General features: G+C 53.7%; 11 protein-coding genes, 4 pseudogenes and 1 other annotated feature. Of the genes and pseudogenes, 8 read left to right on the plus strand and 7 right to left on the minus strand.

Translation table 11 applies throughout. From position 1 onward, the window contains the following. Window positions 1-11 precede the first annotated feature (11 nt). The 3 genes from AC4ANE_RS28035 to hopBM1 all read right to left on the minus strand — a co-directional run bounded on the left by AC4ANE_RS28035 (window position 12) and on the right by hopBM1 (window position 1,861). Entirely contained in the window at window positions 12-800 is a 789-nt protein-coding gene (locus AC4ANE_RS28035; protein WP_002556064.1) for an amino acid ABC transporter ATP-binding protein, read from the minus strand. A gap of 34 nt (window positions 801-834) precedes the next feature. After that, window positions 835-1,179 carry an FCD domain-containing protein gene (locus AC4ANE_RS28040; protein ID WP_050512939.1) on the minus strand — a complete coding sequence of 115 codons (345 nt, stop codon included), beginning with the start codon at window positions 1,177-1,179 and terminating at the stop codon, window positions 835-837. Window positions 1,180-1,387: 208 nt separating this feature from the next. Then, the gene (gene hopBM1 / locus AC4ANE_RS28045; RefSeq protein WP_074800939.1) at window positions 1,388-1,861 is read right to left on the minus strand and encodes a type III secretion system effector HopBM1; all 474 of its coding nucleotides are present in this window, start codon (window positions 1,859-1,861) and stop codon (window positions 1,388-1,390) included. Between the two features lie 409 nt (window positions 1,862-2,270). On the opposite strand from hopBM1, the pseudogene AC4ANE_RS28050 reads away from it, so the two are divergent. From AC4ANE_RS28050 to relB, 3 genes and pseudogenes are all read left to right on the plus strand, one after another. Further along, a pseudogene (locus AC4ANE_RS28050) lies at window positions 2,271-2,828 on the plus strand (replication initiation protein); the annotation flags it as partial. 207 nt (window positions 2,829-3,035) lie between these two features. Then, complete coding sequence (locus AC4ANE_RS28055) at window positions 3,036-3,329, plus strand: HU family DNA-binding protein (protein ID WP_031598759.1); 294 nt, start codon at window positions 3,036-3,038, stop codon at window positions 3,327-3,329. An 86-nt stretch (window positions 3,330-3,415) separates the two neighbouring features. Then, window positions 3,416-3,529 (plus strand): annotated as a pseudogene (relB, locus tag AC4ANE_RS28060) (type II toxin-antitoxin system RelB family antitoxin); the annotation flags it as partial. Between the two features lie 11 nt (window positions 3,530-3,540). On the opposite strand, the pseudogene AC4ANE_RS28065 reads toward relB, so the two are convergent. Further along, a pseudogene (locus tag AC4ANE_RS28065) lies at window positions 3,541-3,687 on the minus strand (IS3 family transposase); the annotation flags it as partial. Between the two features lie 394 nt (window positions 3,688-4,081). Here AC4ANE_RS28065 and AC4ANE_RS28070 point away from each other — a divergent pair. After that, window positions 4,082-4,567, plus strand: a complete 486-nt coding sequence (locus tag AC4ANE_RS28070; protein ID WP_460409038.1) for a hypothetical protein — start codon at window positions 4,082-4,084, stop codon at window positions 4,565-4,567. A gap of 271 nt (window positions 4,568-4,838) precedes the next feature. Here AC4ANE_RS28070 and AC4ANE_RS28075 read toward each other — a convergent pair whose 3' ends face one another. Next, the gene (locus tag AC4ANE_RS28075; RefSeq protein ID WP_460409040.1) at window positions 4,839-5,870 is read right to left on the minus strand and encodes an IS110 family RNA-guided transposase; all 1,032 of its coding nucleotides are present in this window, start codon (window positions 5,868-5,870) and stop codon (window positions 4,839-4,841) included. Window positions 5,871-6,242: 372 nt separating this feature from the next. On the opposite strand from AC4ANE_RS28075, the pseudogene AC4ANE_RS28080 reads away from it, so the two are divergent. After that, window positions 6,243-6,737, plus strand: a pseudogene (locus AC4ANE_RS28080) (NYN domain-containing protein); the annotation flags it as partial. Between the two features lie 33 nt (window positions 6,738-6,770). Here the strand turns inward: AC4ANE_RS28080 and AC4ANE_RS28085 are convergent. Next, window positions 6,771-9,740 carry a Tn3 family transposase gene (locus AC4ANE_RS28085; protein ID WP_460409042.1) on the minus strand — a complete coding sequence of 990 codons (2,970 nt, stop codon included), beginning with the start codon at window positions 9,738-9,740 and terminating at the stop codon, window positions 6,771-6,773. Window positions 9,741-9,861: 121 nt separating this feature from the next. On the opposite strand from AC4ANE_RS28085, the gene AC4ANE_RS28090 reads away from it, so the two are divergent. Next, the gene (locus tag AC4ANE_RS28090) at window positions 9,862-10,407 is read left to right on the plus strand and encodes a recombinase family protein (RefSeq protein ID WP_011107006.1); all 546 of its coding nucleotides are present in this window, start codon (window positions 9,862-9,864) and stop codon (window positions 10,405-10,407) included. A gap of 52 nt (window positions 10,408-10,459) precedes the next feature. Here the strand turns inward: AC4ANE_RS28090 and AC4ANE_RS28095 are convergent. Next, a protein-coding gene (locus tag AC4ANE_RS28095; protein ID WP_095178853.1) for an IS3-like element IS51 family transposase occupies window positions 10,460-11,682 on the minus strand; the annotation gives its coding sequence in 2 pieces (ribosomal slippage) (window positions 10,460-11,397 and window positions 11,397-11,682; 1,224 coding nt in all). Next, window positions 11,288-11,404 (minus strand) — a sequence feature (AL1L pseudoknot). Its footprint overlaps the gene before it by 117 nt. A 6-nt stretch (window positions 11,683-11,688) precedes the next feature. Between AC4ANE_RS28095 and traQ the strand changes: the two genes are divergently transcribed. Both traQ and AC4ANE_RS28105 read left to right on the plus strand, forming a co-directional pair. Continuing rightward, window positions 11,689-12,225, plus strand: coding sequence for a conjugal transfer protein TraQ (traQ, locus tag AC4ANE_RS28100; protein ID WP_460409081.1), 537 nt, complete (start codon window positions 11,689-11,691; stop codon window positions 12,223-12,225). A 75-nt stretch (window positions 12,226-12,300) separates the two neighbouring features. Further along, window positions 12,301-12,696, plus strand: a complete 396-nt coding sequence (locus tag AC4ANE_RS28105) for a DUF6750 family protein (RefSeq protein WP_460409044.1) — start codon at window positions 12,301-12,303, stop codon at window positions 12,694-12,696. Window positions 12,697-12,718 lie beyond the last annotated feature (22 nt).

Genomic DNA, 12,718 nt, shown 5'->3' on the forward strand with positions numbered 1-12,718 from the left:
TAAAGGTTACGTCAAAAATGGAATGCAGTGAAACGCTTGATGAAATCTTGGGTTTTTTCTTTCTGAGGTAACTTCAGCACTTCCTCTGGAGTGCCCATCTCGTGAAAAGCACCATCTGCGAAAAAAATTACACGATTAGCAAAATGATAAGCAAACCCCAGCTCGTGTGTAACAAGCAACATAGTACGACCTTCATCTGCCAGCTGATTGATCACGTTCAGCACTTCACCTACCAGTTCAGGATCTAGCGAAGAAGTTGGTTCGTCGAATAACAAAATTTCTGGTTCCATTGCCAGAGCGCGGGCGATGGCAACACGCTGCTGCTGACCACCTGAAAGCCTACTAGGATATGCATCTACCTTATCGTTCAGACCAACCTTCGCTAATTCACGCAAAGCAATTTCGCGTGCTTGGTCCATATTCAATTTTCGAACTTGGATAAGACCTTCCATGACATTCTCAAGCACTGTCATATGCGGAAACAAGTTAAACTGCTGGAAAACCATACCAACTTTTTTCCTGACCTCACACAAATCCTGCTCTGGATAAGACATCCATACCTCACCATTAGCGCCCTGGCCTACTTGCTTCCCTATGGTCTTCCCGTCAAGTTTTATCACGCCTGCCGTGGGAGTCTCCATGAAGTTCAGGCAGCGTAGCATTGTACTTTTACCTGAACCGCTCCCACCAATGATGGCAATCCTATCGCCTTTTTTAACTTCAAGATCCACGCCTTTCAGGACGTGCAGGTCCCCGAACTTCTTGTGCAAACAAGAAATGCTCATCAGTGTTTCTGACATGACTTATACCTATTTTAATTCACTTAAAACGGTGCTATCCCTGGTGGGCCTTGAGCGAAGCAACTACTTTCTCTAAACCACGCTGCCCGTGATCTTTAATTTCATCCGCCATTTTCTCAAAGCTCTCACCGCAAGCTAGCGACACATAATCTTCGTGTGCATCAAGCTTGGCCCCGGCGCGACCATGACTTTCTTGATGTACAGACCAATATAGCTGAAGCTGCCCCGACAGGCTTTTCCACGTATTCAAAAGAAGAGTATTACCGCAGCTTTCAAAAACAGCCCCATGCAGACTCAATTCGGCCTTAATAGCAGCAGGTTTATTACCGGCCATTATGCAAACCCTTAGCAGCAGAAACATTGATTTGAGCTTTGTCATGATGCCCGTTATTGATCATCATGAAGCCTGCTTACCCACCGCTGCTGCTTCAGATGAGTCCAGCCTACGCACCTCGACCGCTCAAAAACCTCTTCACCGCTAACCAGTATTGGGCACATCTCCTCGAAGGGGGCTATGAAGACATGACGCCTTCTTCATAACGTCAACTTGATGCATAGGCATCTTAAAATCCCCATGCATAAACTCATCAGTCCTCGTTTAGCCGCAGCGGAACGAACTGACACTCAGATGCTGACTTTGTACATTCATATCCTTGAATTCCAACCGCGCCACGCTCTTTAATCCAATTGTGCTGACCTTCAATGGAAACGATAAGTGTCTTTAGTCTATTCTCATTTCCTGCTTTTCGATACTCAAGATCTATTACGCCATTATCTCCGCTTAGTGAATAACTACAGTTAGTCAATGTTCCTCCCTTCTGACTTTTATCCACTGAAAGATATAAAGCAGTGGAAAACTCTTTAATGGAGTGTTTCTTGTGTGGTTGAGAAACCCAGTTCCCCTCCCAACCAGCAAACGTTTCCGGCGCAATATAGATACCATTAACGTACTTCACGCTTTGCGGGACAGGACAACTCATAGCATGAGCGTTAGCTGCCATAATGCAGGGGGATGCGGTCAATATAGCCGCCAGCAGACTGGTCTTGTGAAGCCTGTTCATAGCACTTGTCCTCTTGTCTGGTTCTTATAAATAGAATGAATGACTAGGCTCTATACGTAAACCAAAAAATACGATTGCTTGTAGAGAGCACGGAAGTGTTAGTGGAGCCGCACCAGCCGGCAGTTCCCAGCCTGCGGGGAGCAATGAACATCGATTTGAGCTTTGCCATGAGGCCCATTATTGGGGGTGTAAGCCGGAACCCCGGAAAATTCCGTCGGAAAACGTCACCAGAGCGGTTTACGGCTGCTTTTGCTATCCGACACGGTTTTCCGTACATGTTTTGGCCGCTCAATCAAACAGTTTTCGGCTTGGCGACGTCGCAGCCGGAAAATAACTGTTTGGCGTCAATCCGCACCAGTACTGGCTTCTCGCCCATGACGGAAATTTCTGGGATTCCGGCTTACAACCCCTAAAGCAGGGTTTTTCCGAAAACCTGCCGCTGTCGTCGATACGCGCCACGGTCAAATCCGTAGGTCGCTGGACGTGGGATCGGTACACCGGTGATCGTCGTTGCCACCGAGGAGCAATGCAGCTCGATGGCAGCTTGTCGCTCACCGAGCGACAAAGTCTGGCCGCCAAGCGCACCCATGAACTGCGGCACAAAGCCACAGAATCGAAGATACGCGCGGCGTGCCGTCAGCTCCAAGACCAGGGCAAGGCACTGGTGCGATCTGCGATTGCAGCACTCGCCGGCGTTTCTGCGAGCACGGTGGCCAGGTACGCACACATCCTGTCTGAGGTGACCAAGCCTGCCACTGTGAGTGTGCTCAAGGTGAGCGCAGACGCGATGCCAACGGTAACCCCGGGCGACCAAGCGGCACCCCGAGAGGCCGTTCAGTGCCTGAAAAAACAGGCCCTGACGGATCGCGACCAGGGGGTGTCATATGCTGTACATCAGATATCTGCGGTCCCGCAGGGGCCGCAAGCCGGAGAGCCCTTAACAACAGAATATGAGGATGGTTCATGATGGGGAGTGAGCGTATGAATTCAGTGCGTGCAGCCTTCACAGTCTTGCGCTGCAGTCAGTGAGTGTTCGGGCCGAACTCAAGCCTGGTTAGTGTCTCTACCTTTTGTGATCAATGGGGGCTGCTACTGGAGAGCTGGGCTCTTGCCTGCCCAAAGCTGACGCCTTACTCTGCAATCCAAATGAATTTGATCTGGAAGGAACACCACCATGGCTCTGACGAAAGACCAATTGGTTGCCGGTATTGCAGAAGCTATCGATGCGCCAAAAACCACCGCGCGTAAGGCTCTTGAGCAATTGGGACACATCGTTGCCGACCAACTGGAAAGCGGTGCAGAAATCACTCTACCGGGCATCGGCAAACTGAAAGTGGCAGAGCGTCCAGCACGCACTGGCCGCAACCCTTCGACTGGTGCCGCCATAGAAATCGCTGCCAAGAAAGTCGTCAAGTTCGTCTCGGCTAAAGTGCTGAACGACGCGATCAACAAGGGCGGCGTCTCATAGAAGGGGTTGCACGCCGGAACCGCCGAAAATTCCTTCGTCAGTCGCTCGGGTGTAAACTCACTCAGAGATAAATGGAGAAAATCCTTATGCTTGATCGTTCGCCTATCGTTTCGGAGTTTGAAACTGAAGAGCTAGAGGCCAATTACACCGCCTGGCTACGCGCGAAGGTGGAGGCAAGTCTGGCCGACTCGCGCCCTGCCTTTTGTTTGAGTCATGCCACCTGGGCAGACTCGGTGAGTTGCTGATAATAGATTGCTTCTGCCTCGACCGGTGGAATATGACCGATTGGCTCCAGCAGGCGGCGGTGATTGAACCAGTCCACCCATTTCAGCGTTTCCAGCTCCACCGCCCCCCGTGAGTTAAAGCGAAGTAAGCAAAAAGCAGGGTTTTTGAGTCAGATTTCTCTTGGTTCTTCCATTGTTTCCCGGTCATTTAGCCGGGTTATAGCCATCACTCTGCATCATCCTGGGTCACAGAAACCCACAGAAAATCACGGGTTTTCATCAAAAGCAGTTGACATAGCTATTATTTCTGAATGACAATTATCTCAACGCATGAGGCTAGCCCTCGTGCCTACCTTCCGAGGCCCGCTTGAGAGAAATCTCAGCGGGCTTTCGTGTTTCTTCGGCAAGGAATCCGGTCACTATGACGCACTACGTCGCGTACCTGGACGAATTCGGGCACGTTGGCCAGTACGTCTCACGCAAACATCCAAGGTACAAAACGACCCTGCTTTCGGGTTCGCGGGCCTCATGCTGCCTGCTACTGAAATCCGTGAGTTCGCGATCTACTTCTACAAGCTTAAATGCCAACTTCTCGATTTCGATCTTGCTAACAATAATCCTAAAAATCTGCCTGCCTATCAATGGGAAAAAAAAGGTTCACACCTGTATACCCTCCAAAACGTCACTAAATACGCACAGCTTCGCCGCTCCACATTTCGTCTGCTAAGTCATATCGAGAAAATCGGCGGTCACGTATTCTATACAGGAGAGCACAAAACCACCGATCCTGACGCCCACGATTCCACCGAAACATTCAAACGGCAGCTCCTTCAATCGGTTCGTAAAATCGATCGATTCTGCGCGCAAAGCGGCTCAACCTTCATGCTCATGCTTGATGAGCAACGCGCAGGTAACGAATGGCGGGAGACTAACGTCGGGGAGCCTACAGAATTCGGAAAAAATCGTACTACAAGGGCTTCCCCATTGAGCACAAGCCCAATAGTTTCTGTTTGACTCCGCTGCATATGCCGGATCGACGTAAGAAGGTGAAGGACTGCGGTACTACAAACGGTCATCTTGAGCTGATCGCTCGGACCCTGATGAAAGACGCACGTGAGGGCCTCGTTCGCTAACCGGGACTGAATTTCCCATACGATTTTTCAGGTATCCCCCACGCAGGTCCAACCCGCTTCACATCAACGACGGCAGTGCACATTGATCCTTTTATCCGCTCATGATCCTCGCCCTAACGCCTTACAAGGTGATCAGTCATGACCTCTGGTGTTTACGCGCCCGTTGGTTCTGCCTGTTCAGGCTTGAACGTGTCGCCGTAATGCAGAACGGCCCAGGCCATCCTCGCATTCTTGGCGGCAATCGCCACGGCCGCACGCCAGTAACCCCGTCGCTCCATGAGGTTGCGGATCCAGCGACTGAGAGGGTCTTGCTTATCGCCCAGGTTGGCCATGACAGATCGAGCTCCAAGCACCAGTAGACTGCGTAAAGTAAATAGGCATCCCCCGGCTTTGGTGATACTCCCCAGGCGCTGCTTGCCGCCGTGGCCTGGCGTCAAACCGAGCCAGGCAGCCACTTGGCGTCCGTTTCTGAAGTCGTGCCCATCTCCAATACTGGCCACTAAAGCACTTGCAGTGGTCGAGCCAACCCCACGCAATTGCAGCAGCCTACGGCTACGATCATCTTCGCGAGCGATCTGATTGATGGCTCGATCAAGTTCCACCAGCCGATCCTCGATATGGCTGGTGTGCTCCAACAGTTCACTCATGCACCGTCTTGCCCAGCCAGGCAAGGTGTCCAGACAGGGACCAATCTCTTTTCTCAATCGCTCTGGGCTTTGTGGCAGGACCACGCCGAATTCAGAAAGTAATCCGCGCAGTCGGTTGTACGTAGAGGTGCGTTCTTCGATGAATCCCTGGCGGGTTCGATGAAGGCAAAGAGTGGCCTGCTGATGCTCGTCTTTAACAGGGACAAACCGCATGCTGGGTCGGGTCACTGCCTCACAGATCGCGGCAGCATCTGCGGCATCGTTCTTGCCGCGCTTACCCGACATTCGATAAGGCGAAACGAGTTTAGGAGCCATCAACTTGACCGTATGGCCGTGCTCGGCGAACACCCTCGCCCAATGATGAGCGCCTGAGCAAGCCTCCATACCAATCAAGCACGGGGGCAACTGGGCGATCAATGGCACCAGTTGATCCCGCGCAACCTTGGGCTTCACCAAGGTGGCTTTACCAGCCTCATCGACGCCGTGAACGGCGAATACGGCCTTGGCTAGATCGATTCCCACGGTAATAATTGGCATGGACTTCCCCTCCTGTGGTTTTGATGCAGGTTTGACACTTCATCATGGCACTTCGATGCCGATTCGCGACTTTCGCCGCGCCCTCTGGACGGGGAAGTCCCTTTCATTCGTTAAGCATTCGACCTGTCAGGTTAAGAGCATAGAGATAGACGCCTCGGCGTCTGACGCGGTGCCAGTGAGCAGCCTGACGCCCGGGCTGAGGTGTACTTCAACCGGACAGGTTCAGCGGGTCTTGGTCACAGTTGACATACACGTCAACTATGGCATTATTAACGCACTACTCAGCCCCGTACGCAGCGATTCAGTTCGCTGGCTGTTGGGGTGAAGAAACCGGCCTAGCGCCGGTTTTTTCGTTTCTAAGGACTGAAAATCTTGCGTACAGCGTGCTTTGTAGACGGTTACAACCTGTTTTATGGCCTACTCGCAGGCACACCGTACAAATGGCTCGATCTTCCGTCGTTGCTCGCGCATATTCTGCGCGTCGAGCATCCTGAAAACACCTTGACGTCCGTTAGCTTCTTCACTTCCGGTGTGAAACCCTCGCTTGCCAGTCGTGGCATCCTTTCGAAAGAAGCTCAAGACAGTTACCTGCGCGCCTTGATTGCGCGAGGCGTCAGCGTTACTTACGGGCGGCATCAGTTGGAATCAGGCAAAGCTCCTCGTTTCGTCGACAAGAACACTCCGGCGTCCAGGCTTGATCAGGTCGATATCTGGAAACTTGAAGAAAAGGAAACGGACGTCCATATCGCTATCAGCATGTATCGGCTTGCGGCTCGTCAGGCGGGCCTAATGCAGGAAGACCGCATCCAGCAGCTTGTATTGGTATCAGCTGATACTGATATGACTCCAGCCTTGCGAGCGCTGCGAGGGGTCGCCTCAGAAAACGGATTTTAAAGTACGTTAAGCTGATTTCAGTCGTCGTAATGGCCGGAATCTTCCTCCACCAACCTTGACGGTGCTGCGCCACAGGTAATCACCAGTTAGGTTGATGTGCTCCCAGCCCAGCGGCGACAGGTACTGCAGCAGCGATTCATCGACAGCGGTGCTATGTCCGCGTAATGCGTTTGCGGACCGCTCCAGGTAAACCGTGTTCCACAGCACTATTGCAGCAGTCACCAAGTTGAGGCCGCTGGCACGATAGCGTTGCTGTTCGAAGCTACGGTCTCGGATTTCGCCCAGCCGGTTAAAGAAGACAGCCCTGGCCAGCGCATTGCGCGCTTCGCCCTTGTTCAGTCCTGCATTCACACGACGGCGCAGCTCGGCACTTTGTAGCCAGTCCAAAATGAACAGCGTGCGTTCGATGCGACCGATTTCGCGAAGGGCAACGGCTAAGCCGTTCTGCCGAGGATAACTACCCAGCTTGCGCAACATCAGCGAGGCAGTCACGGTACCTTGTTTGATCGAGGTGGCCAGCCTCAGAATTTCATCCCAGTGCGTCCGAATGGCCTTGATATCCAGTTTTTCTTTACTAATCATTGGCTTAATCGCGTCATAATCGATATTTCCTTGGGGCACGAACAGCTTGGTATCGCCTAGGTCGCGGATGCGCGGTGCAAAGCGAAAACCCAGTAAATGCATCAGACCGAAGACGTGATCTGTGAAGCCCGCAGTATCCGTGTAGTGCTCCTCAATACGCAGGTCAGATTCGTGATACAGAAGCCCGTCAAGCACATAGGTAGAATCGCGCACGCCAACGTTGACCACCTTCAGGTGATACGGGGCGTACTGGTCAGAAATGTGGGTGTAAAAAGTTCGTCCCGGGCTGCTGCCGTATTTGGGATTGATGTGACCCGTACTCTCGGCTTTGCTGCCAGTTCTGAAATTCTGTCCATCTGACGATGATGTGGTACCGTCACCCCAATGCTTGGAAAAAGGATGTTGGAGCTGCGCGTTTACTAGCTCAGCCAGCGCGGCCGAATAGGTTTCGTCACGGATGTGCCAGGCTTGTAGCCAGGACAGTTTTGCGTAGGTGGTGCCAGGGCAAGACTCGGCCATTTTAGCCAGGCCTAGGTTGATCGCATCAGCCAGGATGGTGGACAACAGTAAGTGCTTATCCTTGGCCAGGTCACCCGATTTCAGATGTGCGAAATGCCGGGTGAATCCTGTCCACTCGTCCACCTCCAACAACAATTCGGTGATCTTGATATGCGGCATAGCCATTGCGGTTTGATCAATCAACGCCTGTGCGGTATCTGGCACTGCCGCATCCAGAGGCGTGATCTTCAAACCAGACTCGGTGATGATGGCATCCGGTAAGTCATTGGCTAGAGCCATGCGGTTCACGGTGGCAAGCTGAGCTTCCAACAGCGTCAACCGGTCGTTCAGGTATTTGTCGCAGTCGGTGGCTACGGCCAGAGGCAATTCATGGGCCAGCTTGAGATGGGCGAATTTCTCGGATGGCATCAGGTAATCCTCGAAGTCCTTGAACTGACGCGATCCCTGCACCCAAATATCTCCAGAGCGCAGCGCGTTCTTTAGTTCCGACATCACGCACAGTTCGTAGTAGCGCCGGTCGATACCGCCGTCGGTTATAACCAGTTTCTTCCAGCGCTTCTTGATGAACCCGATCGGGGCATCGACGGGAACCTTACGGGCGTTGTCAGTGTTCATTGCGCGCAATACCTCAATGCCTTCAAACACGTCCTTGGCTGCGGGCGCAGCCCGCAGCTTGAGTACGTCGAGAAACTGCGGAGCATAGCGGCGCAACGTGGCGTAGCTCTCGCCGATGCGGTGCAGGAAGTCGAAGTCTTCGGGCTGTGCAAGTTTTTGCGCTTCGGTGACACTCTTGGCGAAAGCCTCCCAAGACATGACCGCTTCGATGGCAGCAAACGGATCGCAGCCGTTTTGCTTGGCCTCCAGCAGGGCTTGGCCGATGCGTCCATAAATTCGCACCTTTGCGTTGATCGCTTTTCCGGATGCCTGGAACTGTTTCTGGTGTTTATTCTTGGCTGCGTTAAACAGCTTGCCCAGGATACGATCGTGCAGGTCGATGATTTCGTCAGTGACGGTGGCCATGCCCTCGATGGCCAGTGCCACAAGGGTAGCGTAGCGTCGTTGCAATTCGAACTTGGACAAGTCAGCAGGTGTCATTTGGCCGCCTTCACGGGCAATTTTGAGCAGGCGATTCTGGTGAACCAGCAGCTCAATGCCTGCTGGTAGATCGAGAGCCTGCCATGCTTTGAGGCGCTCGATATGTTCAAGCATGTGCCGTGAGTTCGGTTTAACTGGCGACTGGCGTAACCAGGCCAACCAGGTGGTCTGGCCTTTGTCTCGGCGTCTAAGGAGGCCATCGAGGCAACGGCGGTGTGTATTCGAAAGAGGCTCGGACAAGGCTTCATAGATCCGCCGATTGGCGCGGGTGATTGCCTCAGCACAAATGCGCTCGATCACACCTGGTGATGGAAGCAATATGTTCTGTCGTCGCAACCCTTCAACCAACTCCGTCGCCAACACGAAGCCTTTGTCGGACTGCCATGCCAGTTCATCCAAACTATGAACGCAGGGACGATAATGTCTTGTTGTGAATGGCTGAAACTCAAAAAGAGCTTGTAATTCCAACAGGTGCTCGCGGCGCGTCTCGGCGCGTTGCCCATAGTCAGCCCATGCTTCAGGCGGCACCTTCAGTTGCGTGGCCACCAAGCGCAGCAATGGCTCGAATGGTTCTTCATCCATAGCAAGTGTTACCCCGGGATAGCGCATGTAACAGAGCTGTACAGCGAAGCCCAGCCGATTTGCAGACCCACGCCGTTGGCGGATGATGGCGAGGTCGGTTTCGCTGAAAGAGTAGTGACGAATCATTTCATCTTGGGAATCTGGCAACGCCAGTAAGCTTTCCCGCTCCGCAAGGGAAAGAATCGAGCGACGTGGCATGCAGTCTCCTTACTCATAAGTTTCTGGACACGGTAAAATGATCCTCCACACACGTCTATAAATTCGTTTGCTTATACTTCGTAGACGGGGTATCTATAAATCGACTTATGAGACATTTCCCATGCGACTTTTTGGTTATGCCCGCGTCTCCACCAGCCAACAGTCCCTTGACGTACAGATAAACGCGCTCAAGGCTGAAAACGTCAGCGCAGCAAGGATTTTTACTGACAAGGTCTCGGGCAGTCATGTGAACCGCGAAGGCCTCAAGCTGCTGCGGCTCAAGGTCGAAGAGGGCGATGTTGTCTTGGTAAAAAAACTTGACCGATTAGGTCGCGATACTGCGGACATGATTCAGCTCATCAAAGAGTTCGACGACATGGGCGTGGCCATCCGTTTTCTGGATGATGGCATCAGTACAGAGGGGACCATGGGAAAAATGGTGGTCACCATCCTGTCTGCGGTGGCTCAGGCCGAGCGCCTGCGCATACTGGAACGTACCAACGAAGGTCGTTTGGAAGCCAAGGCCAAGGGCGTGAAATTTGGCCGTAAACCTAAGGTGAATAAGGCCGATGTCTTCACCCTGCACGATCAGGGTGTCAGTGCGATGGAGATTGCCAGGCAGCTGAAGATCGGTCGTTCGACGGTCTACAAAGCGCTGGCATCGTGAATGAATGGGGCGCTGAACCGCCCCGGGTTTCTCGGAGACCCTTTTGTTTGAGTCATGCCACCTGGGCAGACTCGGTGAGTTGCTGATAATAGATTGCTTCTGCTTCGACCGGTGGAATATGACCGATTGGCTCCAGCAGGCGGCGGTGATTGAACCAGTCCACCCATTTCAGGGTTTCCAGCTCCACCGCCCCCCGTGTGGGCCAAGAGCGTCGATGAATCACTTCAGCCTTGTAAAGACCATTGATGGTCTCAGCCAAAGCATTGTCGTAAGAGTCACCGACACTCCCGACCGATGGCTCAATACCGGCTTCGACAAGACGCTCGGTATAGCGAATGGACACGTACTGCACGCCACGGTCACTGTGGTGAATGAGTCCACCCTGCTTGACTGGGCGACGGGCGTAAAGGGCTTGCTCCAGTGCATCGAGTACAAAATCGGTACGCGCTGAACTGGACACCTTCCAACCGACGATGAATCGGGCAAAGACATCAATGATGAAGGCCACGTAAACAAAACCCTGCCAGGTACTGACGTAGGTAAAGTCCGATACCCATAGGGCGTTCGGGCACTCAGCCACAAACTGACGGTTGACATGATCCTGCGGGCACGGCCTGGCTTGGTCGCTGACCGTCGTCTTGACGGGCTTGCCGCGTACCACGCCTTGCAGGCCCAGCTCTCCCATCAGACGTTGCACCGTACAGCGGGCGACTTGCAGTCCGTCACGCAGCAATTGTCGCCAGACCTTGCGCACGCCATATACCTGGAAGTGCTCATCCCAGACTCGCTGGATGTGCTCACCCAGTTCCTGGTCACGCTGCGCACGCGCTGACTGCTGGCTGGGGTCAGCCTGCTGAGCAGCGTACCGGTAGTACGTCGACGGGGCGATTGGCAACACCTTGCAAATCGGCTCGACCCCGTAAGACTGGCGGTTTTCATCAATAAACGTCTTCATCGTTTGAATGGGCGGTCGAGCTCCGCCTGGGCAAAATAGGCTGAGGCCTTACGCAAGATCTCGTTAGCTTGACGCAACTGACGGTTCTCACGCTCCAAGAGCTTGACTCGCTCACGTTCGACTGTGCTCAGCCCATCACGCTGGCCGCTGTTGCGCTCAGATTGGCGAACCCACAGCCGTAATGTCTCGGGCGTGCAGCCGATCTTGGGGGCAATGGCACTGATGGTGGCCCACTGCGACTCGTACTCAGGAAGGTGTTCGAAAACCATCCTGATGGCCCGCTCACGGACCTCTGGGGAATACTTCGGTAGTTTTTTCATCGCTCCATCCTCTCAAAGGTTGGAGTCTCCGAGAAACCCGGGGCGGTTCACCTGCTGACTTCCTTAGTCAACTTTGCCTTCACGCTGGGCAGCTTGTTTGCGGTCACTGGCGCTGTGAGCTACCTCGCCACTCACGCCAGTGCCGCGCGCAAAGCACCTGGCCATGCGGAAGGTGGCGGCAAGGTCATCGCTGTGTTGTTGCTCTGTGGAGGCCTGGCCGGCCTCGATCAAATGATCGGTGCTGCCGCTCGCCAGTTAGGTTGGCAGGGCGCGACCTTCGATGCCATCAGCTACGTGGACGTGGGCACCTTTGGTGTCGCAGCCGATGCGGCCAATGCCGTGTTAAGTCTGGTGCGCATGCTGGGCGTCTGGTTCGCGCTGCAAGGCATGTTGTCCTGGAAACGCTCGTTCAAGGACGGGCATACGGGCCTATCGGCCAGTCAGGACGTTTCAAGCGGTACCCTCAAGTTTGTCCTGGGCGTTTTCTGCGTATGCAGTCCGTACCTGCTTAGCGCCCTGCAAAAATCCCTCGGCCTGCTGTAAGCAGATCGGGATGCCAAAGCGCCTCGGCGCACCTTCGATTGTTAAAAACTACTGATTAATCCCTAGGAGTTGGTTATGTCCAAAGACGTAATGCTGTGCGCTGCTGTTCGCCTTTCTGTTTTCAAAGACGGTCTGCGTCAACGCGCATTGAAGTGCCTGACGGCAGCTATGGCTGCCAACCCAGTGCTGGCTTTTGCCGGTGCAGCCGGTGCCGACATTGCCGGGATGGGTGATTCGGCGGCTGTAGGTGCCACGTCGCTGAAGAAATCTGCACTGACCATTGCTCAGTTTGCCGGTGTGATCTTCGTGATCGGTGGGCTGGTCGCGGCCAAGAACAAGAAAGACAACCCGCAGATCAAAATCGGCGCGATCGTCGCGTCCATCCTGTTCGGGGTATGCCTGGTGGTTGTGCCTGAAATCATCAAGCGCTCACAAGCGCAGGTCGGCCTGGCCCCCGTGGATGTGGGCTAAGCCAACCCTCCTGCGGTGACTT

The organism is Pseudomonas sp. Pme6b (assembly GCF_058129925.1).